Here is a 25,213-nt window from a genome sequence, read left to right as displayed (position 1 = left end):
GCGATTCGCTACTCATTGTGCCCGCAGCGAGGCCGGCTACCGCACGTATTCGAAAGACCATGGAGAGCTGGCGAATTCGATCGGCTTCGAGCAAAGCGTCTCGCCGGCCGCCGCCGTGTCATGAAGCCGGATTACTACCCGGCGGCGCGCTCCAGGCGGAAGGTCCGCATGAAACCGCCCGGTTGCGTCGTGAGCGTCACCTCGACGGCGCCGCTGGGCGCGACGACGTAGCGCTCCTCGACGTCCGGCCCGTCCGTCCACCGGCCAACCGGCTGGCGTCCGAGGTCGTCGCGGTCGTAGAGCGCGGGGTCGAAGGGGAAGAGAACCGGATCGTAGGGGGTCACGTCCCCGTCGGGGCGGCCGTTGACCAGGCGACTGCACTCCACGAAGCGGAAGTGCCCGATGTTGTGCGCCGCCCGATATGTCCGTCGAACCACGAGCGGGGTATCGCCGTCGGCGGGCAGCGAGACGTCCTTGCCCACGATCGGATCGAAGACGACGCCGGCGCCGGCCTCGGCCTCGCGGAAAACGCCGAAGTGTCGCGAAAAGCGTTCGGACAACGCGAAACCGGACTCTTTGTCAAGGAACACGGCCAGGCCGATAGCGGTGGCGGCAAACGGGTGCGGTGAGCGTTTGACCCGCTTGTCACCGAAGGAGGCGCGCAGCATCCGCGAGATGAGCGGAAACCCGCCGGCCCCGCCCACCACGTAGATGCCGGCGACCTCCGACCACGCCACGTCCGTGCTGCCGCCGTGCAGGATGCGGTTGAGCAGGTCGATCGTGGGCGTAACCAGCGGCGCGCACGCCGAGTAGACGTCGTCGATGCCGCACGAAAACGGCGGCCGATCGACCGCGTCCTCGATCCCCGTCATGTCCACCAGGAAGCGGCGCGTCTGTGGCCCGACGGCCTCCTTGCGCACCGCGCACTCCTCGCGAAGCAGGGCGAGAGCGCCGGCGCCCACGTCGCGCAGTTTCGCGCCGTCGACGACGAGCCGCACAATCGCCTCGTCGAAATCGTCACCGCCCAGCTGCTGGATGCCCTCGCTGATCACCACCTCGTTCGAATATCCGGTCATCTTGAGCAGCGACGCGTCGAAGGTGCCGCCGCCGAGGTCGTAGATCAGGACGTATTCGCGTTTGGCGGTGATGGTGGAGCGGTATCGGTGGGCGTATTCCAGGCTCGCGGCGGACGGCTCGTTGAGCAGCGCGACGACGTGAAAACCCGCCGCCACGAACGCATCCAGCGTCAACAGGCGCTGGGCGCTGGAGGCGTTGGCGGGCACGCTGATGGCCGCCTCGATGGTGTCACCCGGCGTCAGGCTGCCGTTCGAGCGCTGCAGCAGATCACTTTTCAGCTGAGCCAGAAATCTGGTGAGCAGTTCGGTCAACCGGTAGCTGCGGCCGGCCAGCGTCACCTCGGTTTGTGGTCCGGCGTCGCCCAGCAGGCGTTTGATCGATCGCAGCACCGACCACCGTGGATCGTGGCGCACGGCGGCGGCGTCCACGCCGAAGCGCAGCTCCCCGTCCGCATTGGCGGCGATCAGCGAAGGCCAGGCATCGACGCCGTCGAACGAGACGACCGGGTAGTTACCCCGGTCGACAAGCGCGACGACAGTGTGGGTGGTGCCGAAGTCGATACCGACTCTCATTGCGCACAATCTTAGGGCGGTGCAGGCGACTTGGGGACTCTAGCGTTGTCCGGCGTGGCGTTCGTCGGGCAGCGCTGCCCGGGGCGCCTCCCACTGCCGTTGCACCTCCCGCTCGGCGGCGGTGGCGATCAGGCCCGCGGGCGCGAACACCTTCGACGGTATCGGGTCATCCTCGGTTAACGGCCTACCGCCACCGCGAATTACCTTCAGCGAGACGATAATTCCGGCGACCAGCACGATGACCACCACGACCGCGAAAAGTATCGACAGCGTGCCCTGGACGAAGGTGTTCCTGATGACTTCGTCGAGCTGGTGGACATTCTTGGCCGACCCGAAGGCCGTCTTACCCGCATCCCTGGCGGCCGAATACTGCGCGTGCTGTGACCAGTAGCCGATCGCCGGATCGGCGGAGAAGATCTTCTGCCACGACGCGGTCAGCGTGACCGTCAGATCCCACAGCAGCGGGACGCCCGGAATCCACGCCCACCTCAGCAGGCCCTTCTTGATGACGATCACCGTGATCACGGTCAGCGCGATCGCCGCGAGCAGCTGGTTGGCGATGCCGAACAGCGGGAACAGCGTGTTGATGCCGCCGAGCGGATCGGTCACGCCCATCAGCAGGATGCCGCCCCAGCCCGCGCAGACGGCCAGGCTGCAACCCCACACGCCCGGGCGCCAGCTCGGGTTCTGCAGCTTGGCCAGCGGACCACCCAGGTTGCCTAGTGCGTCAGACAGCATGAAACGCGCGACCCGGGTGCCCGCATCGACGGCGGTCAGAATGAACAGCGCCTCGAACATGATCGCGAAGTGATACCAGAACGCCTTGAGACCCGCGCCGCCGAACACGCGGTAGAGGATCTCGGACATGCCGACCGCGAGCGTGGGAGCTCCGCCCGTGCGCGACACGATCGACTTTTCGCCCACACCCGCGGCGGCCTGATTGAGCTGGTCCGCGGTCGCCGGAGCTCCGGACAGGCCGAGTCCGTTGACGTAATGCGCCGCCGTGGCCGCGGTGCCGCCGGTCTGTGCGGCGGGGGCGTTGAGGGCGAAGTACACGTGCTGGTCCAGGATCGACGCGCTGATCAACGCCATCACGGCGACGAACGATTCGGTGAGCATGCCGCCGTAGCCGATGAAACGCATCTGGCTTTCCTTTTCCAGCAGCTTCGGTGTCGTGCCCGACGAGATCAGTGCGTGAAAACCGGACAGTGCGCCGCACGCGATGGTGATGAACAGGAACGGGAACAGCGCCCCGGGGAACACCGGGCCGTCGCCGCTGAAGGCGAACCGCGAGACCGGGGGCGCCTGCAAGAGCGGGTGCGCGATAAAGATGCCCACCGCCAGCAAGGCGATGGCGCCGACCTTCATGAACGTCGACAGGTAGTCGCGCGGCGCAAGCAACAACCACACCGGCAGCACCGACGCCACGAAGCCATAGATGGTGATCAGCCAGGAGACCGTCACCGCGGACAGGGTGAACCATGATGCGCCCCAAGAGGTTTCGCTGACCCAATTGCCCGACGCGACGGCGGCCATCAGCAACACGAAGCCGATCAGTGATACCTCGCCCACCCGCCCGGGTCGCAGGAACCGCAGGTAGCAGCCCATGAAGATAGCGATCGGGATGGTCATCGCGATGGAGAACACGCCCCACGGGCTCTGGGCCAGACCACGCACCACCACCAGTGCCAGCACCGCGATGATCATCAGCATGATCACGAGGATGCCGACGATCGCCGAGGCGCCGCCGATGTTGCCCAGCTCGTCGCGGGCCATCTGGCCCAGCGATCGGCCCCGGCGCCGGGTGGAGATCCACAGCACCATGTAGTCCTGGACGGCGCCGGCGAAAACCGCGCCGACGATGATCCAGATGCTGCACGGCAAGTAGCCCATCTGGGTGGCCAGCACCGGCCCGACGAGCGGTCCCGCGCCGGCGATCGCCGCGAAATGGTGGCCGAACAGCACGCGGCGGTCGGTCGGCACGTAGTCGGCGCCGTCGTCGAAAATCTCGGCGGGCGTGGCGTGGTCGTCGCGTGGGCGGACGACCTTCATCTCGATCAACCGCGCATAGAACCGGAAGCCGAGGATGTAGGTGCAGATCGCGGCGATCACGATCCAGACCGCGTTCACCGGTTCCCCGCGAACGAACGCGATGATCGCCCAGGTGACGGCACCGATCACCGCGATGATCCCGAAGACGATCTTGTGCCGGAGGCTGATGGGGGAGCGGTCGATGATGGCGACGGGCGGCAGGTCGTCATCGGTGCGGATGTAGCTGACATCTCTGTCGTGCACAGTCACGGTCAAACCCTACGACGACGCGCGACCGGTCGCCGGGGTGAATCAATACAGCGCACGGACGTTGTCGATGGTGTCGGCCTCGGCCGGACTCTTGTCGTCGCGGTAGCGCACGACCCGGGCGAACCGCAGCGCCAGACCGCCCGGGTACCGGGTCGATTTCTGCACGCCGTCGAGCGCGATCTCTACGACCTGCTCGGGCCGCAACTCGACCACGTAGCCATCCATCGATCCGACGGCGAGTTCGGTGAACCGCGTCGTTTGCCAGTCCAGCATGGCATCGGTCATGCCCTTGAAAGTCTTTCCCACCATGATGAATTCGCCCGTTGTCGGGTCACGGGCGCCCAAATGGATATTGGACAGTTTGCCGGTGCGGCGTCCCGAACCCCATTCGACGGCGAGCACCACCAGGTCGAGCGTGTGCACCGGCTTGACCTTGAGCCAGCCCGCGCCGCGACGGCCGGCAAGGTAGGGCGCGCCGGGGGCCTTTGCCATCACCCCTTCGTGACCGGCGGCCAGCGTCGCCTCCAGGAACGCCGCGGCGGCATCGGGATCGGAGGTGGCCAACCGGTCCACCCGCTGGGAGGCCGGCACCAGCGCGTCCAGCGCGGCCAGCCGCTCGGTGGTCGGTGCGTCGAGCAGGTCGGCGCCGTCGCGGTGCAGGACATCGAAGAAGAACACCGAAAGCGGTTGCGCCGCTTGGGCCGCAGCCACGTCCACCGATCGGCCGAACCGGGATGCGGTGACCTGGAAGCGGTGCGGCCGGTTGTCGGGCCGCAGCGCGATCGCCTCGCCGTCGGCGATGAGGTCGGTGACGGGCAGCGCCAGCGTCGCCTCCACCACCTCGGGCAGCCGGGCGGTGACGTCGTCCAGGCTTCGGGTGTAAACGGTGACCACGTCTCCGGCGCGGTGGATCTGCACCCGCGCACCGTCCAGCTTTGCCTCGAAAATCGTTGCACCGCCGTGGCGTTCGAGCGCGTCGGCCACGGTGGTCGCGGTCTGCGCCAGCATCGGTCCGACCGGCCGGCCCACCCGCAGGGTGAACGCCTGCAGCGCGACCGTGCCACCGGACAGGGCGGCGGCTGCCGCCGAGGGCAGATCGCCGCCCAGCATCGCCGCGCGCTGGACAGCGGCGGGCGGGATGTCGGCGGCCTTGGCCACCGCGTCGGCCATGATCCCGGAAAGGGCTCCCTGGCGCAGTTCGCCGGACAGCAGCCGGACCAGGAACGTCTGCTCGGATTCGGTTGCGGCGGCGAACAATGTCGCGAGCAGGCCGGCGCGGCGCGCCTGCGATCCCTTGCCCGCGACGGCACCGATCTCGGTGAAGGTGGCGTGCACGCCGGTAACGGTGAGCCTCGGCTCGGCGGCCGCGGGTGGGCGCGACCGCAAGGACGCCCAGCCCACGCCGATCTGACGTTGCGGGAGCTCGCCGGAGAGCCAGGACACGACGATCGCGACCACTTCGGGGACGGGTGCGGCGCGGGTCAGCAGGTCGGCGATGCGCGCGACCTTGGTCAGCCGGGACGACGTGGCGCCGACGTCAGCCGACGTCGCTACCACCTCGAGAAGGAGCACGATCGTCAGCTTGGCATGGCTCGGTGACAACCCTTCCGGGCGGACACGCTAGCGTTCCAACGTAACGTTACAGATTGCTCAGGATCTGACAACCAAAAAGGAGACGTCCGGATGGAGATCAATGGGAAGAAGGCCGTCGTCATCGGCGGCGCGTCGGGGATGGGTCGTGCCACGGCCGAACTGTTCGCCGAGCGCGGGGCGGATGTCGCCATCTTCGACCGCGAGGGTTCCGACGGCAAAGCGGTTGCCGAGGGTATCGGCGGCGCGTTCTACCCGGTCGACGTCACCGACTTCACTGGCACCGAGGAGATCTTGCAGACCGCGGTCGACAAGCTGGGCGGCCTGCACGTCGTGGTCACCACTGCCGGTGGCGGCATCGCGAAGCGCACGCTGACCAAGTCGGGCCCCCACGACCTCGAATCCTTCCAATCGGTCATCGATCTCAACCTGATCGCCACCTTCAACATCAGCAGGCTCGCCGCCGCGCACATGGCCAAGAACGAGCCCGAAGACGAAGAGCGCGGCGTCATCATCAACACCGCTTCGATCGCCGCCTTCGAAGGCCAGATCGGACAGGTCGCCTACACCGCCGCCAAGGCGGCGATCGCGGGCATGTGTCTGACGATGGCCCGCGACCTGGGATCGATGGGGATCCGCGCGCTGGCAATCGCCCCGAGCCTGTTCCTCACCGGGCTGACCTCGATGGTTCCCGACGAGATGGCGGCGACGCTGACGCGCGACGCGGCCTTCCCCAAGCGGATGGGCCGGCCCGAGGAATACGCGAAGCTGGCGTTGGCGATCGTCGACAACCCGATGCTCAACGGCCAGTGCCTGCGGCTGGACGCCGGACAGCGCTTCGCGCCCAAGTAGCGACCCCGTGTAGGGGCCCGCTAGAGGCCCGAGCGCAATAAGTACACTCTTTAGGCAGCCGCCCCGCTCCCCCTCGGAGCGGGGCCGGCCGACCACCCGGCAACGCTGCGGGGCGGGTACTGGCGCGAGGGAGGTCCCCATGGGTATCGCACTTACCGACGACCATCGCGAGCTCGCCGAGGTCGCTCGGGCATTCCTGACGTCGCAGAAGGCACGCCCGGCGGCGCGCGCGCTGCTGGACAGCCCCGACGAGAGCCGGCCCACGTTCTGGCCCGACATCGTCGAACTCGGCTGGCTCGGCCTGCACGTCGACGAGGAACACGGCGGCTCCGGCTACGGATTGCCCGAGCTGGTCGTGGTCATCGAGGAGCTCGGCCGCGCGGTTGCCCCGGGTCCGTTCGTCCCGACGGTGATCGCCTCGGCCGTGATCGCCAAAGACGGCTCGGCCGAACAAAAGTCACGGCTACTGCCCGGCCTCATCGATGGGACCGTCACCGCGGGCATCGGCCTGGACAGCCGGGTGCAGGTCAACGGCGGTGTCGCCGAGGGCGAGGCCGGCGTGGTGCTGGGGGCGGGGCTGGCCGAGCTGCTGCTGATCGCGGCCGGCGACGACATTCTGCTGCTGGACCGCGGCCGCGCCGGGGTGTCGGTCGAGGTGCCCGACAACCTCGACCCGACTCGGCGTTCCGGGCGCGTCCGCCTGACCAACGTCAGCGTGCGCCCCGGCGACATCATCGCGGGGGCGCGGGAATCGGCACTCGCCCGGGCGCGGACCCTGCTGGCCGCCGAGGCGGTGGGCGGCGCATCCGATTGCGTGGACAGCGCTGTCGGCTACGCCAAGGTGCGCCAGCAATTCGGCCGCACCATCGCCACCTTCCAGGCGGTCAAGCACCATTGCGCGAACATGCTCGTTGCGGTGGAGTCGGCGACGGCCGCGGTCTGGGATGCCTCGCGGGCGGCCTCCGAAGACGAGGAGCAGTTCCGCCTGATCGCGGCAGTCGCTGCGGCACTGGCATTTCCGGCCTATGCGCGCAATGCCGAACTCAACATTCAGGTGCACGGCGGCATCGGCTTCACCTGGGAGCACGACGCGCATCTGCATCTGCGCCGTGCGCTGGTGACGTCGGCGCTGTTCGGCGGCGACACCCCGGCCCGCGATGTGTTCAATCGCACCGCCGCGGGCACGGTCCGGGAAAACAGCCTGGATCTGCCGCCCGAGGCCGAGCAACTGCGCACCCGGATCCACGCCGACGCCGCCGAGCTGGCCGCCCTGGACAAGCAGGCGCAACGCGACAAGCTGATCGCGACCGGCTATGTGATGCCGCACTGGCCCAAGCCGTGGGGTCTGGCCGCCGATGCGGTGGAGCAATTGGTCATCGAGGAAGAGTTCCGCGCGGCCGGCATCAAGCGCCCGGACTACGGCATCACCGGGTGGGTGATCCTGACCCTCATTCAGCACGGAACCGACTGGCAGATCGAAAGATTCGTCGAGAAGGCGTTGCGCAAGGACGAGATCTGGTGCCAGCTTTTCTCCGAACCCGAGGCGGGCTCGGACGCGGCGTCCATCAAGACCAAGGCCACCAGGGTCGAGGGCGGCTGGAAGATCAACGGCCAGAAGGTGTGGACCAGCGGGGCGCACTACTGCGCGCGCGGTCTGGCCACGGTGCGCACCGACCCGGATGCCCCGAAGCACGCCGGCATCACCACGGTGATCGTCGACATGAAGGCGCCCGAGGTCGAGGTGCGGCCGTTGCGGCAGATCACCGGCGGCTCGGACTTCAACGAGGTGTTCTTCAACGACCTGTTCGTTCCCGACGAAGACGTCGTCGGGACACCCAACTCGGGGTGGACGGTCGCTCGGGCGACGCTGGGTAACGAGCGGGTCAGCATCGGCGGCAGCGGGTCGTTCTACGAGGGCTTGGCGACCGCACTGGTGGAGTTGGCCCAGCAGCACTCAGATCGGTTGGCGGGCGCGGATATTCGGGTCGGGTACTACCTTGCCAACGAAACCGCGTTGCGGGTGCTGAACCTGCGCCGGGTAGCCCGCAGCGTCGAAGGGGCGGGACCGGGGCCGGAAGGCAACGTGACCAAGCTGAAGCTGGCCGAGCACATGGTGGAGGGCGCCGCGATCATGGCTGCCCTGACCGGGCCCGAGGTCGCGCTGGTCGACGGGGCTGGAGCGGCGCCGGGCCGGCTGATCATGGGCGCGCGCGGCATGGCGATCGCCGGCGGTACCTCGGAAGTCACCCGGAATCAGATCGCCGAGCGGATTCTCGGCATGCCGCGTGACCCGCTGATCAACTAGCCCCGACGGTCAGGCTGGGCGGGGAACCGCCGCCAATCGTGACTGACCGATCCAGGCCGGCACGGCCCGGCGAACCGCGGCGCTTCCGCGGATCGTCACTGCGCCACTCAGCATGGCGCGTGACCACGAGACGTCGCCGCGCCACAACTCGGTAAGCGTGCGCAAGGGCGTCTCGACCGTCGCTGCGACCTCGTACCCCGGGTCGAAATCGCAGACGTCCGAGGCTCCTTCGGACACCATCAGCCACCAGCGCGAGGCCTTGAGCGCCACCTCGGTGAAGTGGAACGCCACCACAGTGCGCGCCCGCGGCCACTCATCGATGGAGATCGAACGATGGATATCCCACATCAACAGGTGTGGATCCAGGTCGTCATCTCCGATCTCGGGCATCCAACGAAGGCCCCACTCGCCGAGCGCATCCACCACCGGCGCGAGTTCGCGCCCGCAGGGTGTCAGCGCATACGAGGTTCGGCCGTCGACATCGGTACGCTCGACAACACCGGCGCGGCTGAGCGACTTCAGCCGCTTGGACAACAATGCCGGGGACATCTTCGGCACTCCCCGCCGTAGATCGTTGAAATGCGCACTGCCTTGCAGCAATTCACGCACGACGAGCAGTGTCCATCGTTCGTCGAGCAATTCCATCGCCTTGGCGACCGGACAGAACTGACCATACTTCGACATCTGGGCACCTTCCACCTCACGTGTGTTCAGTAGACGCCCTGGCGGAGGGATTGACTAGTACAGATTGTGTACCTCGAGGGGTTCAGATCTGGCACTGGAATCGGTTCATCGGACAGTTTGACGATGGTGGCCAACGACCAGAAGGGAAAGCCATCATGACCGCAGCAACGAAAGCCGACCGCACTGCCGAAGAAAGCAAGCATCGCGCGGTGTGGGCGTTGGGCGACTACAGCGCGGTGGCCGACGCGGTGGCGGCACCGCTGGGGCCGATACTGGTGCGGGCGAGTGGGATCGGCGCGGGCGACCGGGTGCTCGACGTTGCCGCGGGCAGCGGCAATGTGGCGATACCGGCGGCGCTGACCGGCGCCGATGTGGTGGCCAGCGACCTGTGCCCCGACCTGTTGGACCGCGGTCAAGCGATCGCTCGGACCCGCGGCGTCAAGCTGCAGTGGCTCGAGGCCAACGCCGAAGCGCTGCCGTGTGAGAGCGACGGGTTCGACGCGGTGCTGTCCTGCATCGGCGTGATGTTCGCGCCGCACCACCAGCGCGCCGCCGACGAGCTGGTGCGGGTCTGTCGCCCCGGCGGGACGATCGGGTTGATCAGCTGGACACCGGAAGGATTCGTTGGTCGGATGTTCGCGACGATGAAGCCCTACGTTGCGGCGCCACCACCCGGTGCGCAGCCCGCGACGATGTGGGGCGAGTCCGATTACGTGCGTGCGCTGCTGTCAGACCGCGTCGTCGAGTTCAGCGCGGAACGCCGTGTGCTGCAAGTGGATTGCTTTGCCGATGGGGCAGCTTTCCGGGACTTCTTCAAGGCGAATTACGGGCCGACGCTCGCCGCGTACCGAGGTATCGCAGACCAGCCTGAGCGTGTTGCCGCGTTGGACACGCAGCTGGCCGAGCTGGGCGACCGATACTTGGCCGGGTCCTCGACGATGGAGTGGGAGTACTTGCTGGTGACCGCCCGCAAGCGCTGATCAGCCGGCCGCCGGTGCGAACAACGGCGCGCCGCCCGCGCCCTTCTCCGGCTTGATGCTGACCGGCATCCCGCACGTCACCGAATCCGGTTCGCAGTCAACGATATTGGCGGCGACCCGAAGCCCGGCTTGTTCGGCCAGCTCGACGATGGCGATCACATAGGGGACCGGGATCTCCGGGTTGTACGGATGGTGGTTGACCGTGTAGGTGAACACCGTGCCCGCTCCGGAAATCGGGCGGGCGACCAACGCGGCGCCACACTCCCGGCATTCCCCGGTTGCGGGATGCACCCAGCGTGCGCAATCGGAGCAATGCTCGATGAGCAGCGGTGACGTCGACTCGGCTGACACGGGCAATACAGTACACTCTATTGGTTCGGTGTGGGTATGGTGCTGGTTCGACGGGTTCTCCTCTGACGGGCGGTGCGGATGACGTATTTCGAGAAAGACGCGATCGTGTCCGGTATCGGGATTTCCCGAATCGGCCGACGGACCGGCATCCCGGGGCGCGACCTCACGATGGAAGCGGTGCGTGGTGCGATCGCCGACGCCGGCCTGGCGCCCGTCGACATCGACGGCATCGCGACATTGGGTGACACTCCGGCCGAGGAGGTCAATGCCGAACTGGGTATCGAAGCGGCCGACTGCGGCAGCGGTTTCGGTACCGGCGGACTGCTCAGCCCGGTGATGTCGGCATGCCGCGCGGTGTCCGAGAAACGCGCCCGGCACGTCGTGATCTACCGGACCATCCAAATGCTCGGCGGCACAGTGCCGGTCAAGAAGGAGGAAAACGCGCCCGCAGCGCCGCTGGCGCGCATGTTCGAAACTCCCGAGGGTGCCGAGAAACCCGCCGTTGGTGCGATGGATGATGTCAACGATCTCGTTGCGGCCCAGGCATATTCCGCGGCGAACTGGTTGGCGCTGAACTGCCGCCGCCACATGGACCTGTACGGAACCACCAAGGAACAGTTGGGTTGGTTGGCGCTCAACGGCCGGCGCAACGCCGCACTGAATCCCCTTGCGGTCTACCGCGAGCCGATGACCATGGCCGACTACCTGGGGGCGCGGCTGGTGTCCACGCCGTTCGGGCTGCTGGACTGCGACGTGCCCATCGACGGCTCGATCGCGGTGGTCGTGTCCAACGCGGAATACGGACCCGACTGCCCGCACCGACCGGTGCGAGTGGAGGCGATCGGCGGGTCCGACGGCGCGGGCGGCTGGTTCCACCGCGACGACTACCCGAAGATGGCGATGTCGGATGCGGCCGCGCAGATGTGGTCGCGCACCGAGCTGAAACCCGCCGACCTTGCGGTCGCCCAGCTTTACGACGGCTTCACCTATCTCACCCTTGCCTGGCTGGAGGCCCTGGGAATCTGCGGCGACGGCGAGGCCGGTCCGTTCGTCGAGGGCGGCGCGCGGATCGCCCGCGACGGGCAGCTGCCGCTCAACACCTACGGCGGTCAACTCTCGGCCGGGCGCATGCACGGTTACTGGGCGCTGCACGAGGGATGCCTGCAGTTGCGCGGCGAGGCGGCCGACCGGCAGGTGACGCAGCGCCCCGAGGTAGGCGTGGTTTCCGTGGGCGGGGGTCCGGTCGCGGGTTGCATGCTGCTCACCTGCTGAGAATGCTTGTGGGAGAGCAGTATTGAGCATCAGATAAGCCCCATCCCGCCCGCGGGCGGGACAAAGAAGCTGGCCTCGACGATTGCCCGCCAAATCGAGGCGGACATCGTTCGCCGCGGCTGGCCGGTCGGCGAATCGCTGGGTTCCGAACAAGCCCTGCAACAGCGCTATGGCGTGAGTCGGTCGGTGCTGCGCGAGGCCGTCCGCCTCGTCGAGCACCATCGGGTGGCCCGGATGCGCCGCGGACCAGGCGGCGGTCTGCTGATCAGTGAGCCCGACGCCGGACCCGCAACTCGCGCCGTGGTCATCTATCTCGAATACCTGGGCACCACCCTGGCCGATCTGCTCAACGCGCGGCTGGTGCTCGAACCGTTGGCGGCCTCGCTTGCGGCCGAGCGGATCGACGAAGCCGGCATCGAGCGGTTGCGTGCGGTGCTGCGCGAGGAGGAACACTGGCGGCCGGGTCTGCCGGCGCCGCGCGACGAGTTTCACATCGCGCTGGCGGAGCAGTCGAAGAACCCGGTGCTCCAACTATTTATCGACGTGTTGATGAGGCTCACCACCCGCTACGCCCTGCGATCGCGCACCGACTCGGCAAGCGAGGCCATCGAGGCGCTCGACTACATGCACCACGACCACTGCGAAATCGTGGCCGCCGTGACCGCCGGCGATTCGGCCCGGGCCAAGACGCTGTCCGAACGGCACGTCGAAGCCGTGAATGCCTGGCTGCAAGAGCATCACCCAGGTGCGGGCCGGGCCGCGCGACCCGGTCACCGGCGTGAGCAGGCCGACGGGGAAGTCCCACGCGGCAAGTTGGCCGAGGTGCTTGCGGCCACGATCGGCGACGAGATCGGCTCCGGCGACTGGCAGATCGGTTCGGTCTTCGGCACCGAGACGGCGTTGCTTCAGCGCTACCGGGTGAGCCGTGCGGTGTTACGGGAAGCGGTGCGACTGCTCGAATATCACTCGGTCGCGCAGATGCGCCGCGGACCCGGCGGCGGGCTGGTCGTCGCCAAGCCCCATGCCCAAGCCAGCATCGACACCATCGCGCTATACCTGCAGTACCGAAAGCCGAGCCGCGAAGACCTGCGTTGTGTCCGCGACGCCATCGAGATCGACAACGTCGCCAAGGTCGTCAAACGGCGTGCCGAACCCGAGGTGGCGGCCTTCCTGTATACCCACCGGTCCGCGCTCGACGGCACTGCGCACGCCGCCGACGATGCCCGTCAGGCGACATCCGAGGAATTGCGGTTCCACCACGGACTGGCGCAACTGGCCGGCAACGCGCTGTTGGACCTGTTTTTGCGGATCATCGTGGAGTTGTTCCGCCGGCACTGGACCAGCACCGGCCAGGAGCCGCCCGCCCGCAGCGACGTCGACGCCGTCGAGCACGCGCACTCGCGGATACTCGAGGCGATCACCGCGGGCGACGACAGCTTGGCGCGCTACCGCATTCGCCGTCATCTCGACGCCGCCGCCTCTTGGTGGCTGTGACGAACATCCCGCCTAGCCGAGGCGGTTTCGTGACGACTTTTCTGCATAAGGAATGCACGCGCGGGGTATTGGGAAAGGCAATGGGGCGCGGGGATACGAAGGGGAGCCGGTCCAGCAGGGGGTTGGCATTGGTAACGGAAAGCGGGAGCGCCGAAATGGTGAGGAGCACGGAGAACGGGCGGCAAGCCTTCGTTCATTCCGCGCTCCTCTATCACTCGCAACGGGAGTACCTGGACGTCGTGGTGCCCTTCGTCCTCGAAGGCTTGGCGATGGACGAGCCGGTCCTCGTGGCGGTACCGCGTGACTATTTGGGCTTGCTGCGCGCCGCGCTGGGTGGCGACCGCTCGACGGCCGGGCTGCAGCTGGTGGACATCGCCGAGGTGGCGCGCAACCCGAGCCGGTTTCTGGCGCTCGAGGGCTCCTTTGTCGAGGAGAACGCGGACCGGCGTGGGCGGATTGTGAGCCAGGTCTGCTGGCCCGAGCGCAGTGCGGACGAGTTCCTGGCCTGCATGCAGCACGAGGCGCTGGTGAACAGCGCGTTTGAAGATCGGCAGCTCAGCGCGCTGTGTCTCTACGACGCGGAACGGCTGGACGACGATGTGCTGGCAGGCGCCCGCGCGACTCATCCGCTGCTGTGGAAATGCGGTTCGCTGCAACACAGCGCCGATTACGCGCCGGATGACGTGCTGGCGCGGTGCAATCAGCCCTTAACCGCTAATCCCGGCGCGGTGACCTACATGGTCCGCAAATCCGCGGACCTGCGCCCGGCGCGGTCGTTCGCGGTGAACTATGCCGGCTGGGTCGGGCTGTCCCAGGACGGCATCGAAGATCTGCAGCTGGTCGCCACCGAGTTGGCCACCAACAGCCTGATGTACACCGATGGTGCGTGCCGGCTGGCCTTTTGGCGCGACGACCATCACCTGGTGTGCGAGGCGCGCGACAACGGGCGCCTCGACGACCCGCTGGTGGGACGCCTGGACCCGGGCCCGACCGGCCCGGCCAGCCGCGGGTTGTTTCTGGTCAACGCGATCTCGGATCTGGTCCGCACCCACACCGCCAGCACCGGAACGACGATTCAGGCCTACCTGCGGCTGAATTCTGCGGCCGGGAAAATCGGCTGACGCTGAAAAGGAAGGCGGCCCGCCGGGAACCTATGTTCCCGGCGGGCCGCCTGCCCGAACGGTTACAGGCAGACGATCAATATGCAGGTACCGCCGCTGCTACCGCCAAGAACGCCGCCGCCGCCCGCGCCGCCCGCTGCGGTCGAGCATCCAGTCGGCAGTATCAGCATTGCGGCCAGCCCGAGGGCGGCTGCGCCGGCTTTGAGGGTTTTCTTGGTGGATTGCGACTTCATCGTCTTGCCTTTCCGAGAGGGGACAAATAGCCGTTACGGTTACGGACATCTCCGCATGCCCCCTGTTGCACATGTGTAAACCAGATTTCGTGACGTTTCTCACGATTTGTTTTGTCATACCTGTACTGGCACAACGTAATCGGGGAAATCCCGCAGGTCGCGGGCGCCGCGGACAGGAAAGAGTGCTGTTCACGCGGTAGAAACCTCCCGGCGGCAACGCGATGGTTGGCGCCGGATCGCCGGTGTTCGTCGCGCTAAAGGCTGGGGAGGTTGATGGTCAGCCCGCCGCTGCCACCCGTGCCGCCCACCGCCGTTGAACATCCCGTCGGTACCAGCATCACTGCGACCAGACCGGCCGCCGCCGCGGCAACCTTGAGGGTCTTTTTGGCGGTCATCGACTTCATTGTCGTTTGCCTTTCATCTGAGGGGATGCAAGCCGCTTGCGGCTGAGGCGACGAGGGGATAGCCGCTGTTCGACACGGGTAAACCTGTTTGATCGATCAGTTTTGTGCGGCCGCTACCTGTTCCCACGCGGAGGACAATCTCGTCGGTACCAGCAACACCTCGATCAGCCCCCTCGCCATTGCCGCCGCGTCAAGCGCCTTCTCGGCTGCCCTCGACTTCATCGTCGCGCCTTTCGTCGGGGGAATGGGATGAGGCGACGACGGGATAGCCACTATTCGACACGTGTAAACCTGCTTTATGCGTGTAATGCGGGACACGCTGCCCGAAATGAAGTTGCACCAGCGCGCGAACGGCGTCTACTGTCGCGTTCGTGCGTCTTCTGAAGAGTGCCGTAGTAGCCAGCACCCGCAGCGGGGTCTGATCCAGACCGACCCCCCGCTGTGGGTCGGAAGCTACTACCGTCGGTCGCTCCTTTCGACCAGAGAAGACCGACACCGTGCCTCTTACCCAGCCCCGCACAAAGCCCTCTTCCGAGCCCTTTTCTAGGCCGTTCTCCCGTTCGGAGCGCAATCCCACCAGGGTTCCCGCCTGCCGGCGCGACGCCAACGCGTGGTTCGGCGATAACTTCGGGGTCCCCCTACCGCTCGGCCTGCGGGAACAGGCCGGCGCGATGACGTGGGAAAACTTCGTGACGGCCTACGGCCACACCGCCGGCCCGCTGCGACTGGGGCACTGGGTGTGCGCCGACACCGATCGGCCCACCGGGCGGCTCGGTCCGCAGGCCCGCAATTTCCGGGCGATGATCACCGTCGGCGATTGCATCCGCACGTCGACCGCCGCTGCCAGCGGGCCGATCGCCGCGCTCACCGCGATGCTGCACGAGCGCGGGATCGCGATCGAGACATTGAAGTTTCATCAGATGGCTTCGGACGGGTATACCGCCACGTTTATCCGCGGCAGCGACGGCATCCGTGCCGAATGGGCAGTGGGCCTGTCCGAGGATCCGACGCAGTCGGCGTTACGCGCGCTGATCGCGTGCGCGAACCGACTGATGGCCTGATTTCCGAGTTCAGAGCGGGCGCAACAGAATTGGCATGCCGTCCTTCGGCACCGGCATGCCGCCGTAATCCCACTCGCACTTGTAGCCGGGGCGGGGCGGCTCGAGCCGATACTTGCGCAGCAGCCGGTGCAGGATCGTCTTGATCTCCAACTGCCCGAACGTCATTCCGATGCACTTGTGGGCGCCCCCGCCGAACGGCGTGAACGCGTAGCGGTGCCGCTTGTGCTCGTTGCGCGGCTCGGTGAACCGTTCCGGGTCGAATTTCAGTGGGTCCTTCCACAATTCGGGCAAGCGGTGATTCATACCCGGGTACGCGATGACGTTGGTGCCCTTGGGGATGTAGTAGCCCAGCAGGTCGGTGTCGCGCACCGTCTGCCGCATCGCCCACTGCACGGGTGTCACCAGCCGGATCGACTCGTTCATCACCAGGTCGAGCGACTCCAGCTTCTCCAGCGAGTCGATGTCGAGGGGACCGTCGCCGAGCCGGTCGGATTCCTCGCGGCAACGCTGCTGCCACTCCGGGTGGTTGGCCAGGTTGTAGGCCATCGTCGTCACCGTCGACGTCGACGTGTCGTGTGCGGCCATCATCAGGAAGATCATGTGGTTGACGATGTCTTCGTCGGAGAACTTGTTGCCGTCCTCGTCTTCGGTCAGGCACAACACCGACAGCAGGTCGGTGCCCGGGTTGGCGCGTTGTTCGGCGACCCGCTCGCGGAAATAGTTCTCCAGCAGCTCGCGCGCCTTGAGGCCCCGCCACCAGGTGAACGGCGGCACCGGGGTGCGGATGATCGCGTTGCCCGCGCGGGTGGTGATGGCGAACGCGTTGTTGACCTTGGTCACCAGGTCGTGGTCGGTGCCCGGCTCGTGGCCCATGAACACCATCGAGGCGATGTCGAGCGTCAATTCCTTCATCGCCGGGTAGAGCAGGAAGCGCGCGTCGTTGGCCACCCAGTCGTTGGAGATCGTCTTCGAGACCACCTGGTCCATCTGTTCGACATAGCTGACCAGCCGGGAACGGACGAAGGCTTCCTGCATGATCCGCCGGTGGAACATGTGCTCTTCGAAGTCGAGCAGCATCAGGCCGCGGTTGAAGAACGGCCCGATCACCGGGACCCAGCCCTGCTGGGAGAAATCCTTGTTGCGGTTGGAGTAGACGACCTGCGCGGCGTCCGGGCCCAGGGCGGCGATGCCCGGCAGCACCGGTGAGTCCCCGAAGACCACCGGACCCTTGGTCTCGTAGAGGAACTTCAGATAGTCGGGTCCGCCGCGCAGCATCTCGATGATGTGCCCGATGACCGGCAGTCCCGCATCGCCCACGGCCGCTTTGAGGTCGCTGCCCGGCGGCGGGTCGGCGAGCTTGCGCTCCGGGAATTTATGGTTCAGCAACCTGCGTTCGACGATGCCCATGCCCGGGAAGTTGTTGATCGACGGTGTGAACCGGCGCTTTGCCTGGTCGAGCAGGTAGTGCGGGGTGCTGATGGTGGCAGGCATGGACGCTCCTTTTGCGGACCCGGGGCTGGTGACATCCGTCACTTGCCACTATCCTTCGGGAAAAAGTTGACGGCTGTCAAGTTTGCTTTTGGAGTGGCGTGGTGCAAGGTCAGGGGATGAGCAGCCACGCGGAGCCGGGCGAGCCGGCGACGCGGCGACGCGGCGACAAGCACCGGCAGGCAATCATGGCTGCGGTGCGTGAATTGCTGCAGGAGCGGCCCTTCGCGGAGCTGTCGGTCAGCACCATCAGTCTTCGCGCCGGGGTGGGCAGGTCCGGCTTCTACTTCTATTTCGACTCCAAGTACGCGGTGCTCGCGCAGATCGTCGCGGAGGCCACCCAGGAGCTTGAAGAACTCACGCAGTTTTTCGCTCCCCGTCAGCCCGACGAGTCGCCGGAGCAGTTCGCCAAGCGGATGGTCGGCAGCGCCGCCGCGGTCTACGCGCACAACGACCCGGTGATGACGGCTTGCAACGCCGCCCGCTACACCGACGTCGAAATCCAAAAAATGCTCGAGCAGCAGTTGGAGGTGGTGCTGCGCGATATCGTCGCGATCGTCGAAGCGGAGATGGCGGCCGGGACCGCGAATCCGATCAGCGACGACATCCCGACGCTGGTGCGCACCCTGATCGGGACCACCTCCCTGATGCTGACCGGCGACCCGATCTTCATCGGCCGCGACGGCGACCTCGACCGGCGCGTCCGGCTGCTCGAGCAGTTGTGGCTGAACTCCTTGTGGGGTGGCGGCCGCGGGTAACGCGGCCCAGCGCGTTACCGGCGGTATCGTCTCCCTCATGGCGCAGAGGGGATCCGCGCGGTATTTCGCGGGGAAGCGCAGTCTGATCACCGGCGCGGCCAGCGGCATCGGCCGGGCCACCGCGTTGCGGCTGGCGGCGCACGGGGCCGAGTTGTTCCTGACGGATCGCGACGCCGACGGGCTGGCCCAGACCGTGGCCGACGCCCGCGCGCTGGGCGCGCAAGTGCCTGCGCACCGCGTGCTGGATATCGCCGACTACGACGAGGTCGCGGCGTTCGCCACCGACGTCCATGCCGCGCATCCGAGCATGGATGTCGTGATGAACATCGCGGGAGTGTCGGCCTGGGGGACCGTCGACCGGCTCAGCCACGAGCAGTGGACCAAGATGGTCTCGATCAATCTGATGGGGCCGATCCACGTCATCGAGACGTTCGTGCCCCCGATGGTGGCGGCTCGCCGCGGTGGGCATGTGGTCAATGTGTCGTCGGCGGCCGGGCTGGTCGCACTGCCGTGGCATGCCGCCTACAGCGCCAGCAAGTACGGACTTCGCGGCCTGTCCGAGGTGTTGCGCTTCGACCTGGCAGCCCACCGCATCGGGGTCTCGGTCGTGGTGCCCGGGGCCGTGAAGACGCCGCTGGTCGACACGGTCGAGATCGCCGGCGTCGACCGCGAAGACCCCAGGGTCGGCCGGTGGGTCGATCGCTTCAGCGGTCATGCGGTGTCGCCGGAACGGGCCGCCGAGAAGATCCTGGCCGGAGTGGCGAAGAACAGATACCTGATCTACACGTCGCCGGACATCCGGGCGCTCTACGCATTCAAGCGGCTGGCGTGGTGGCCCTACAGCGTGGCGATGCGCCGGGTGAACGTCATCTTCACCCGGGCGCTGCGCCCCGCTCCGGTGCAACTAGGCCGGCATGGCCAATTCGAGTCGCACCCCGAGTAACCGGACCGGACGGTCGAGTTCGAACAGATCCAGGACGCCCAGCGCTGCCGCGACGATGGCGTCGGCATCGGTGGTCGGCGACGGCAGCTTGCGAATCTTGGTGCGGGTGTAGAAGGTCGCGGTGCGTACGGTGACCGCCACCCGCGTGACGACGCGCCCGGCCGCCGTGACTTCCTCCAGGGCTCGACTCGCTAATTCTGTTACGGCCGAATCCATTTCGGATCGCTCGGTGAGGTCGCGAGGGAACGTGACGACGTGGCTGCGCGAGCGCGGGACCCACGGCTCGGCGCTGACCTCCGTGTCGCCGCCGCCCTTGGCAAGCAGCAGCAGCCACAGGCCGGTACGTGGCCCGAAGGTGGAGGTCAGCAGCTCGGCATCACTATGGGCCAGCTCTCGCACCGTGGTGATATCCAGCGCCGCAAGCTTTTTCGCCGTCTTAGGGCCCACGCCCCACAGCGCGTCGACCGGACGATCGGCCATGACGTCCATCCAGTTCGCGTCGGTGAGCGTAAAGACGCCGCCGGGTTTCCCGAACCCGGTGGCCACCTTGGCCCGCTGCTTGTTGTCGCTGATGCCGACCGAACAGGACAGCCCGGTTTCCGAAAGGACAACGGTGCGAATCTGTTCCGCGACGTCGGCGGGATCGGCCGCTGTCACCGAGACGTAGGCCTCGTCCCAGCCCCACACCTCGACCGGGTGTCCCAGATCGCGCAGCAACCCCATCACCTGATCGGAGGCCTCGTCGTAGGCGGCCGGATCCGACGGCAGGAAGGTGGCGTCCGGGCAGCGCCGGGCCGCGGTGCGCAACGGCATGCCCGCGTGCACCCCGAACTCGCGGGCCTGATACGACGCGCAGGTGACGACCTTGCGCGGCTCGGTGGGATCACCACTGCCGCCGACGATTACGGGCAAACCCACCAGCTCGGGATGGCGGCGCAGCTCGACCGAGGCCAGAAACTGGTCGAGATCGACATGCAGGACCCAGCTCGACGTCGGCGGGGCCATGTCCGTCAGGTCACCGCCCGCACAGCTTGCGCGCCAGGCCTTCCCAGGCATCGCCCAGGCTCTCCAGCGTATGGCCGCCGTAATTCAGTTGATGCTCAACGTAATCCACGTCGAGCAGGGCCAACAGCGCGTCGGTTTGCACATCGAGATCGCCGCTGGTGTGGGCGGCCTGCAACAGCACCCGCACATGGGTGCGCTGCACCGCCGCGGCCCCCGCGTGGCGGGTGAGCGGTTCGCCTTTGGCCGCCGACAACAGCGCGTGGTGCGCGTGTACGAAGCACAGCCGTTCGCGGCCGAATGCCACCAGCCGGTCCATCGGCGGGGCGTCCGGTCCAAGGGGTGGCGGACCGAACAGGAAGGCCTGCTGACTGGCCCGTTCGTCCTCGTCGAGCAGCACCATCATCAGGCCGGCCCGGCTACCGAACCGGCGGAACAGCGTGCCCTTGCCGACACCGGCGGCCGCCGCGACGTCGTCCATCGTGACCGCGCCCGCGCCGCGCTTGGCGACCAGGCGGCGAGCCGCCTGCAGCAACAGCTCCCGGTTGCGTGCCGCGTCACCTCGCTCCTGTGGCAGCTCCCGCGGAGCCGACACGGGCAACTCGCCCAATCTCTCGACACCGCTCACCACTGCACTTTAACGCGACCGGAATAAATCGGACTATAGTCCGCTTACGTCATGCGAAGATGTAGACCATTAACCGAAGGGAACGAAACAGTGGCGCGGATCAAAGTCTTGGCGTTGGTAGGCAGCCTGCGGGCGGCATCGATAAACCGCCAGATCGCCGAACTGGCGGTTGCCGTGGCTCCCGACGATGTCACGGTGACCGTGTTCGAGGGGCTGGGCGATCTGCCGTTCTACAACGAGGAAATCGACGACTCGATGAATGCCGAGGCCACGACGCCGGCTCCGGTCGTTGCGTTACGCGCCGCGGCGGCCGAGGCGGATGCGGCCCTGGTCGTCACTCCGGAGTACAACGGCAGCTACCCGGCGGTCGTCAAGAACGCCATCGACTGGCTGTCCCGCCCGTTCGGCGACGGTGCCCTGAAGGACAAGCCGCTGGCGGTCATCGGCGGAGCGTTCGGCCGCTACGGCGGAGTATGGGCGCACGACGACACCCGCAAGTCATTCGGCATCGCCGGCGCGCGGGTCATCGAGGGCATCAAACTGTCGGTGCCGTTCGCGACCTTGGAGGGCAAGCCGCCTGCCAAGAATGCGGAACTGGTGGCGAACGTGCGGGATGCGGTCGGCAAGCTCGCGGCCGAAGTCGGCTGAATTTTGGCGGTATCCGACAAGCCGTCCGCCCGGTGACCAGCAGCGTTCGAGAAAGTGAATAGCTAAAGCCGCCAGCACGTGCTCGCGGCTTTGCTAGCGGCGGGCGGGGCGTCGTGATCCGACTGGACGGCGCACCGGTTGTCGGTGGCCGGTGCTATACCTCTACGCATGGGCGTCCCGGGCAAGGTTTGTGATCTGCGACACGCCGAGCCGTGTCGGTGTGACAGGGCTTGCGACCAGGGAATTTCAGAATTGTTATTCAGAACATCTTGTATCTGCAGATCTTGTCAGCCACTAGGTGTAGTGTTTGGCGAGCCGGCAGATCCCAGGTTCACCAAGCCAGCGCGGCCCACGGAACCTCCCGGAATCGGCTCGAACTCGTCGAAGTCACGGCTTCGAATCGAGAGTCGCAGGACGGGAATCTGGGGGCTTGACGGATCGCTGAACATACCGGCGATGTAGTGCCCCAAGCAGTTGCCAGTCCATAGCAAATTTTCCGACCTTCTTCCCCGCAGAGGAGCGGCTTCAATGAGCATCACCGTGTACACCAAGCCGGCATGTGTGCAGTGCAGCGCCACCTACAAGGCGCTCGACAAGCAGGGTCTGGCCTACGAGAAGGTCGACATCAGCTTGGACACCGAGGCGCGCGACTACGTGATGGCATTGGGCTATCTGCAGGCTCCCGTCGTGGTGGCAGGAAACGACCACTGGTCGGGCTTCCGTCCCGATCGCATCAAGGCGCTCGCTGGAGCCGCGCTCAGCGCCTGATGCAGTAGATGAGCAAGTAAGGAGGTTGCGGTGCCATGGATAGCACGCAGCGCAACCTGGTCTATTTTTCGTCGGTGTCGGAGAACACCCACCGCTTCGTTCAGAAGCTGGGTGTTCCCGCCACGCGAATCCCGCTGCACGGCCGCATCGAGGTCGACGAACCGTACGTATTGATACTGCCCACGTACGGCGGCGGTAAGGCCACTCCGGACATCAACAACGGTGGCTATGTCCCCAAGCAGGTCATCGCCTTTTTGAACAACGAGCACAACAGGTCGTTGATCCGCGGCGTCATCGCCGCGGGCAACAACAACTTCGGTGCCGAATTCGCCTATGCGGGCAACGTGGTTTCCCGCAAATGCGACGTGCCCTACCTCTACCGCTTCGAACTGATGGGTACCCCGGACGACGTGGACGCCGTTCGCGCGGGCTTGGAAGAATTCTGGAAGGACCAGACGTGCCACCAACCGTCACTGCAGAGCCTGTAACCACCGGAGCCCATGCGTTGCCGGGGGAGACCGACTACCACGCGCTCAACGCGATGCTGAATCTGTACGACGCCGACGGCAAGATTCAGTTCGACAAGGACCGCGAGGCCGCGCATCAGTACTTCCTGCAGCACGTCAACCAGAACACGGTCTTCTTCCACAATCAGGACGAGAAGCTCGACTACCTGATCAAGGAGAACTACTACGAGCGCGAAGTGCTCGACCAGTACAGCCGCAACTTCGTCAAGACGCTGCTGGATCGGGCCTACGCCAAGAAGTTCCGGTTCCCGACCTTCCTCGGGGCCTTCAAGTACTACACCTCGTACACGCTCAAGACGTTCGACGGCAAGCGCTACCTGGAACGGTTCGAGGACCGGGTGGTGATGGTCGCCCTGACGCTGGCCTCCGGTGACACCACCCTGGCCGAGAAGCTCGTCGACGAGATCATCGACGGCCGGTTCCAGCCGGCCACCCCGACGTTCTTGAACTCGGGGAAAAAGCAACGCGGTGAGCCAGTAAGCTGTTTCCTCCTTCGCATCGAGGACAACATGGAGTCGATCGGGCGCTCGATCAACTCGGCGCTGCAGCTGTCCAAGCGCGGCGGCGGAGTTGCGTTGCTGTTGACCAACATTCGCGAGCACGGCGCGCCGATCAAGAACATCGAGAACCAGTCCTCGGGTGTCATCCCGATCATGAAGCTGCTCGAGGACTCGTTCTCCTATGCCAACCAGCTGGGTGCGCGCCAGGGCGCGGGCGCGGTGTACCTGCACGCGCACCACCCCGACATCTACCGGTTCCTGGACACCAAGCGCGAGAACGCCGACGAGAAGATCCGGATCAAGACGCTGAGCCTCGGTGTGGTGATTCCCGACATCACCTTCGAGCTGGCCAAGAAGAACGAGGACATGTACCTGTTCTCGCCGTACGACGTCGAACGCGTCTACGGCGTGCCGTTCGCCGACATCTCGGTGACCGAGAAGTACTACGAGATGGTCGACGACGCGCGCATCCGCAAGACCAAGATCAAGGCGCGGGAGTTCTTCCAGACGCTGGCCGAGCTGCAGTTCGAGTCCGGCTACCCGTACATCATGTTCGAGGACACGGTGAACCGGGCCAACCCGATCGAGGGCAAGATCACCCACTCGAACCTGTGCTCGGAGATCCTGCAGGTCTCCACGCCGTCGGTGTTCAACGACGATTTGTCCTACGCCAAAGTGGGCAAGGACATTTCGTGCAACCTCGGGTCGCTGAACATCGCCAAGACGATGGACTCGCCGGACTTCGCCCAGACGATCGAGGTGGCGATCCGGGCGCTGACCGCGGTGAGCGACCAGACGCACATCTGGTCGGTGCCCTCAATCGAGCAGGGCAACAACGACTCTCACGCCATCGGCCTTGGGCAGATGAACCTGCACGGCTACCTGGCTCGCGAGCGGATTCTCTACGGCTCCGAAGAAGGTATCGACTTCACCAACATGTACTTCTACACCGTGCTGTATCACGCGCTGCGGGCATCGAATCGCATTGCGATCGAACGCGGTCACGCGTTCGGTGGCTTCGAGCGCTCGAAGTACAAGTCGGGCGAGTTCTTCGACAAGTACACCGATCAGGTGTGGGAGCCGGCCACCGAGCGGGTGCGGGAACTGTTCGCCGAGGCGGGGATTCGCATTCCGACGCAAGAGGATTGGCAGCGGCTCAAGGAGTCGGTGCAACAGCACGGCATCTACAACCAGAACCTGCAGGCCGTGCCGCCGACGGGGTCGATCTCCTACATCAACCACTCGACCAGCTCAATCCACCCGGTCGCGTCCAAGATCGAGATCCGCAAGGAAGGCAAGATCGGTCGGGTCTACTACCCGGCGCCGTATCTGACCAACGACAACCTGGAGTACTACCAGGATGCCTACGAGATCGGCTACGAGAAGATCATCGACACCTATGCCGCGGCCACCCAGCACGTGGACCAGGGGCTGAGCCTGACGTTGTTCTTCAAAGACACCGCCACCACCCGCGACGTCAACAAGGCGCAGATCTACGCCTGGCGCAAGGGAATTAAGACGCTGTACTACATCCGGCTGCGGCAGATGGCGCTGGAAGGAACCGAGGTCGAGGGCTGCGTGTCCTGCATGCTCTGATCCCGGCGCCGAGTGTGTGCGACGGCGAAACGGGTTGTGACGTTCGGTTCGCCGCCGA

Annotated in this window: 23 protein-coding genes and 1 pseudogene; 13 read left to right on the top strand and 11 right to left on the bottom strand. The window is 66.2% G+C overall.

Features of this window, described 5'->3' with window-relative positions:
• Positions 1-134 precede the first annotated feature (134 nt).
• The 3 genes from G6N55_RS09080 to G6N55_RS09070 are packed head-to-tail and all read right to left on the bottom strand — an operon-like array spanning position 135 to position 5,522.
• Complete coding sequence (locus tag G6N55_RS09080) at positions 135-1,649, bottom strand: Hsp70 family protein (RefSeq protein WP_085226059.1); 1,515 nt, start codon at positions 1,647-1,649, stop codon at positions 135-137.
• 39 nt (positions 1,650-1,688) lie between these two features.
• Positions 1,689-3,956: a carbon starvation CstA family protein gene (locus G6N55_RS09075; RefSeq protein ID WP_085226061.1), complete on the bottom strand. Its 2,268-nt coding sequence runs from the start codon at positions 3,954-3,956 to the stop codon at positions 1,689-1,691.
• A 36-nt stretch (positions 3,957-3,992) separates the two neighbouring features.
• Entirely contained in the window at positions 3,993-5,522 is a 1,530-nt protein-coding gene (locus tag G6N55_RS09070; protein ID WP_085227033.1) for an ATP-dependent DNA ligase, read from the bottom strand.
• 111 nt (positions 5,523-5,633) lie between these two features.
• Here G6N55_RS09070 and G6N55_RS09065 point away from each other — a divergent pair, with 111 nt between their 5' ends.
• Together G6N55_RS09065 and G6N55_RS09060 are read left to right on the top strand one after the other, a co-directional pair.
• Positions 5,634-6,392: an SDR family NAD(P)-dependent oxidoreductase gene (locus tag G6N55_RS09065; protein WP_085226063.1), complete on the top strand. Its 759-nt coding sequence runs from the start codon at positions 5,634-5,636 to the stop codon at positions 6,390-6,392.
• A gap of 139 nt (positions 6,393-6,531) precedes the next feature.
• Complete coding sequence (locus G6N55_RS09060) at positions 6,532-8,697, top strand: acyl-CoA dehydrogenase (RefSeq protein ID WP_085226065.1); 2,166 nt, start codon at positions 6,532-6,534, stop codon at positions 8,695-8,697.
• A 9-nt stretch (positions 8,698-8,706) separates the two neighbouring features.
• On the opposite strand, the gene G6N55_RS09055 is transcribed toward G6N55_RS09060, so the two are convergent.
• Positions 8,707-9,381: a winged helix-turn-helix transcriptional regulator gene (locus tag G6N55_RS09055; protein ID WP_085227035.1), complete on the bottom strand. Its 675-nt coding sequence runs from the start codon at positions 9,379-9,381 to the stop codon at positions 8,707-8,709.
• A gap of 155 nt (positions 9,382-9,536) precedes the next feature.
• Between G6N55_RS09055 and G6N55_RS09050 the strand changes: the two genes are divergently transcribed.
• Entirely contained in the window at positions 9,537-10,361 is an 825-nt protein-coding gene (locus tag G6N55_RS09050) for a class I SAM-dependent methyltransferase (RefSeq protein WP_085226066.1), read from the top strand.
• On the opposite strand, the gene G6N55_RS09045 is transcribed toward G6N55_RS09050, so the two are convergent.
• Entirely contained in the window at positions 10,362-10,712 is a 351-nt protein-coding gene (locus G6N55_RS09045; protein ID WP_085226068.1) for a Zn-ribbon domain-containing OB-fold protein, read from the bottom strand.
• Between the two features lie 78 nt (positions 10,713-10,790).
• On the opposite strand from G6N55_RS09045, the gene G6N55_RS09040 reads away from it, so the two are divergent.
• The 3 genes from G6N55_RS09040 (at position 10,791) to G6N55_RS09030 (ending at position 14,599) form a co-directional block, all read left to right on the top strand.
• Positions 10,791-11,984: a thiolase family protein gene (locus G6N55_RS09040; RefSeq protein WP_085226070.1), complete on the top strand. Its 1,194-nt coding sequence runs from the start codon at positions 10,791-10,793 to the stop codon at positions 11,982-11,984.
• Positions 11,985-12,017: 33 nt separating this feature from the next.
• Entirely contained in the window at positions 12,018-13,478 is a 1,461-nt protein-coding gene (locus G6N55_RS09035; RefSeq protein ID WP_085227037.1) for a FadR/GntR family transcriptional regulator, read from the top strand.
• Positions 13,479-13,633: 155 nt separating this feature from the next.
• Entirely contained in the window at positions 13,634-14,599 is a 966-nt protein-coding gene (locus tag G6N55_RS09030) for an anti-sigma factor RsbA family regulatory protein (RefSeq protein WP_085226072.1), read from the top strand.
• 62 nt (positions 14,600-14,661) lie between these two features.
• Here G6N55_RS09030 and G6N55_RS29360 read toward each other — a convergent pair whose 3' ends face one another.
• The 3 genes from G6N55_RS29360 to G6N55_RS30095 form a co-directional block, all read right to left on the bottom strand.
• On the bottom strand, positions 14,662-14,832 hold the full coding sequence (locus G6N55_RS29360; protein WP_169718517.1) for a hypothetical protein: 171 nt from the start codon (positions 14,830-14,832) through the stop codon (positions 14,662-14,664).
• 254 nt (positions 14,833-15,086) lie between these two features.
• Positions 15,087-15,227: a hypothetical protein gene (locus tag G6N55_RS09025; RefSeq protein WP_163667248.1), complete on the bottom strand. Its 141-nt coding sequence runs from the start codon at positions 15,225-15,227 to the stop codon at positions 15,087-15,089.
• Between the two features lie 105 nt (positions 15,228-15,332).
• Positions 15,333-15,458 (bottom strand): hypothetical protein, encoded by a 126-nt coding sequence (locus tag G6N55_RS30095; protein ID WP_264000905.1) that lies wholly within the window; start codon positions 15,456-15,458, stop codon positions 15,333-15,335.
• Positions 15,459-15,799: 341 nt separating this feature from the next.
• Between G6N55_RS30095 and G6N55_RS09020 the strand changes: the two are divergent.
• Positions 15,800-16,297: pseudogene (locus tag G6N55_RS09020) on the top strand (homocitrate synthase); the annotation flags it as partial.
• A gap of 9 nt (positions 16,298-16,306) precedes the next feature.
• Here the strand turns inward: G6N55_RS09020 and G6N55_RS09015 are convergent.
• Positions 16,307-17,788, bottom strand: a complete 1,482-nt coding sequence (locus G6N55_RS09015; protein ID WP_085226074.1) for a cytochrome P450 — start codon at positions 17,786-17,788, stop codon at positions 16,307-16,309.
• Positions 17,789-17,904: 116 nt separating this feature from the next.
• Between G6N55_RS09015 and G6N55_RS09010 the strand changes: the two genes are divergently transcribed.
• Together G6N55_RS09010 and G6N55_RS09005 are read left to right on the top strand one after the other, a co-directional pair.
• On the top strand, positions 17,905-18,543 hold the full coding sequence (locus G6N55_RS09010; protein WP_085226076.1) for a TetR/AcrR family transcriptional regulator: 639 nt from the start codon (positions 17,905-17,907) through the stop codon (positions 18,541-18,543).
• A gap of 37 nt (positions 18,544-18,580) precedes the next feature.
• Positions 18,581-19,486, top strand: coding sequence for an SDR family oxidoreductase (locus G6N55_RS09005; RefSeq protein ID WP_085227038.1), 906 nt, complete (start codon positions 18,581-18,583; stop codon positions 19,484-19,486).
• On the opposite strand, the gene G6N55_RS09000 is transcribed toward G6N55_RS09005, so the two are convergent.
• Together G6N55_RS09000 and G6N55_RS08995 are read right to left on the bottom strand one after the other, a co-directional pair.
• Positions 19,448-20,491: a DNA polymerase IV gene (locus tag G6N55_RS09000; protein ID WP_085227040.1), complete on the bottom strand. Its 1,044-nt coding sequence runs from the start codon at positions 20,489-20,491 to the stop codon at positions 19,448-19,450. The two genes, G6N55_RS09005 and G6N55_RS09000, sit on opposite strands and share 39 nt — an antisense overlap.
• Positions 20,492-20,501: 10 nt before the next feature.
• Positions 20,502-21,116: a TetR/AcrR family transcriptional regulator gene (locus G6N55_RS08995; protein WP_085227042.1), complete on the bottom strand. Its 615-nt coding sequence runs from the start codon at positions 21,114-21,116 to the stop codon at positions 20,502-20,504.
• A gap of 51 nt (positions 21,117-21,167) precedes the next feature.
• Between G6N55_RS08995 and G6N55_RS08990 the strand changes: the two genes are divergently transcribed.
• The 4 genes from G6N55_RS08990 to nrdE all read left to right on the top strand — a co-directional run bounded on the left by G6N55_RS08990 (position 21,168) and on the right by nrdE (position 25,155).
• Entirely contained in the window at positions 21,168-21,764 is a 597-nt protein-coding gene (locus tag G6N55_RS08990; protein ID WP_085226078.1) for an NAD(P)H-dependent oxidoreductase, read from the top strand.
• Between the two features lie 528 nt (positions 21,765-22,292).
• Entirely contained in the window at positions 22,293-22,532 is a 240-nt protein-coding gene (locus G6N55_RS08985) for a redoxin NrdH (RefSeq protein WP_085226080.1), read from the top strand.
• 35 nt (positions 22,533-22,567) lie between these two features.
• Positions 22,568-23,020, top strand: coding sequence for a class Ib ribonucleoside-diphosphate reductase assembly flavoprotein NrdI (gene nrdI / locus G6N55_RS08980; RefSeq protein ID WP_085226082.1), 453 nt, complete (start codon positions 22,568-22,570; stop codon positions 23,018-23,020).
• Positions 22,990-25,155, top strand: a complete 2,166-nt coding sequence (gene nrdE, locus G6N55_RS08975; RefSeq protein WP_085226084.1) for a class 1b ribonucleoside-diphosphate reductase subunit alpha — start codon at positions 22,990-22,992, stop codon at positions 25,153-25,155. The genes nrdI and nrdE overlap by 31 nt, the downstream gene beginning before the upstream one ends.
• Positions 25,156-25,213: the final 58 nt, after the last annotated feature.

The sequence above is a fragment of the Mycobacterium florentinum genome, from assembly GCF_010730355.1.
Lineage (GTDB): Bacteria > Actinomycetota > Actinomycetes > Mycobacteriales > Mycobacteriaceae > Mycobacterium > Mycobacterium florentinum.
The sequence above is the reverse complement of the archived record's forward strand: the minus strand, read 5'-3'. Positions and strand labels throughout refer to the sequence as shown.

Excerpts from the sequence above, each read along its gene's own strand:
- G6N55_RS09080 (WP_085226059.1), bottom strand. The coding sequence starts at position 1,649 with ATGAGAGTCGGTATCGACTTCGGCACCACCCACACTGTCGTCGCGCTT.
- G6N55_RS09065 (WP_085226063.1), top strand. The coding sequence starts at position 5,634 with ATGGAGATCAATGGGAAGAAGGCCGTCGTCATCGGCGGCGCGTCGGGG.
- G6N55_RS09060 (WP_085226065.1), top strand. The coding sequence starts at position 6,532 with ATGGGTATCGCACTTACCGACGACCATCGCGAGCTCGCCGAGGTCGCT.
- G6N55_RS09055 (WP_085227035.1), bottom strand. The coding sequence starts at position 9,381 with ATGTCGAAGTATGGTCAGTTCTGTCCGGTCGCCAAGGCGATGGAATTG.
- G6N55_RS09050 (WP_085226066.1), top strand. The coding sequence starts at position 9,537 with ATGACCGCAGCAACGAAAGCCGACCGCACTGCCGAAGAAAGCAAGCAT.
- G6N55_RS09040 (WP_085226070.1), top strand. The coding sequence starts at position 10,791 with ATGACGTATTTCGAGAAAGACGCGATCGTGTCCGGTATCGGGATTTCC.
- G6N55_RS09030 (WP_085226072.1), top strand. The coding sequence starts at position 13,634 with ATGGTGAGGAGCACGGAGAACGGGCGGCAAGCCTTCGTTCATTCCGCG.
- G6N55_RS29360 (WP_169718517.1), bottom strand. The coding sequence starts at position 14,832 with ATGAAGTCGCAATCCACCAAGAAAACCCTCAAAGCCGGCGCAGCCGCC.
- G6N55_RS09025 (WP_163667248.1), bottom strand. The coding sequence starts at position 15,227 with ATGACCGCCAAAAAGACCCTCAAGGTTGCCGCGGCGGCGGCCGGTCTG.
- G6N55_RS30095 (WP_264000905.1), bottom strand. The coding sequence starts at position 15,458 with ATGAAGTCGAGGGCAGCCGAGAAGGCGCTTGACGCGGCGGCAATGGCG.
- G6N55_RS09015 (WP_085226074.1), bottom strand. The coding sequence starts at position 17,788 with ATGCCTGCCACCATCAGCACCCCGCACTACCTGCTCGACCAGGCAAAG.
- G6N55_RS09010 (WP_085226076.1), top strand. The coding sequence starts at position 17,905 with ATGAGCAGCCACGCGGAGCCGGGCGAGCCGGCGACGCGGCGACGCGGC.
- G6N55_RS09005 (WP_085227038.1), top strand. The coding sequence starts at position 18,581 with ATGGCGCAGAGGGGATCCGCGCGGTATTTCGCGGGGAAGCGCAGTCTG.
- G6N55_RS09000 (WP_085227040.1), bottom strand. The coding sequence starts at position 20,491 with ATGGCCCCGCCGACGTCGAGCTGGGTCCTGCATGTCGATCTCGACCAG.
- G6N55_RS08990 (WP_085226078.1), top strand. The coding sequence starts at position 21,168 with ATGCGAAGATGTAGACCATTAACCGAAGGGAACGAAACAGTGGCGCGG.
- G6N55_RS08985 (WP_085226080.1), top strand. The coding sequence starts at position 22,293 with ATGAGCATCACCGTGTACACCAAGCCGGCATGTGTGCAGTGCAGCGCC.
- nrdI (WP_085226082.1), top strand. The coding sequence starts at position 22,568 with ATGGATAGCACGCAGCGCAACCTGGTCTATTTTTCGTCGGTGTCGGAG.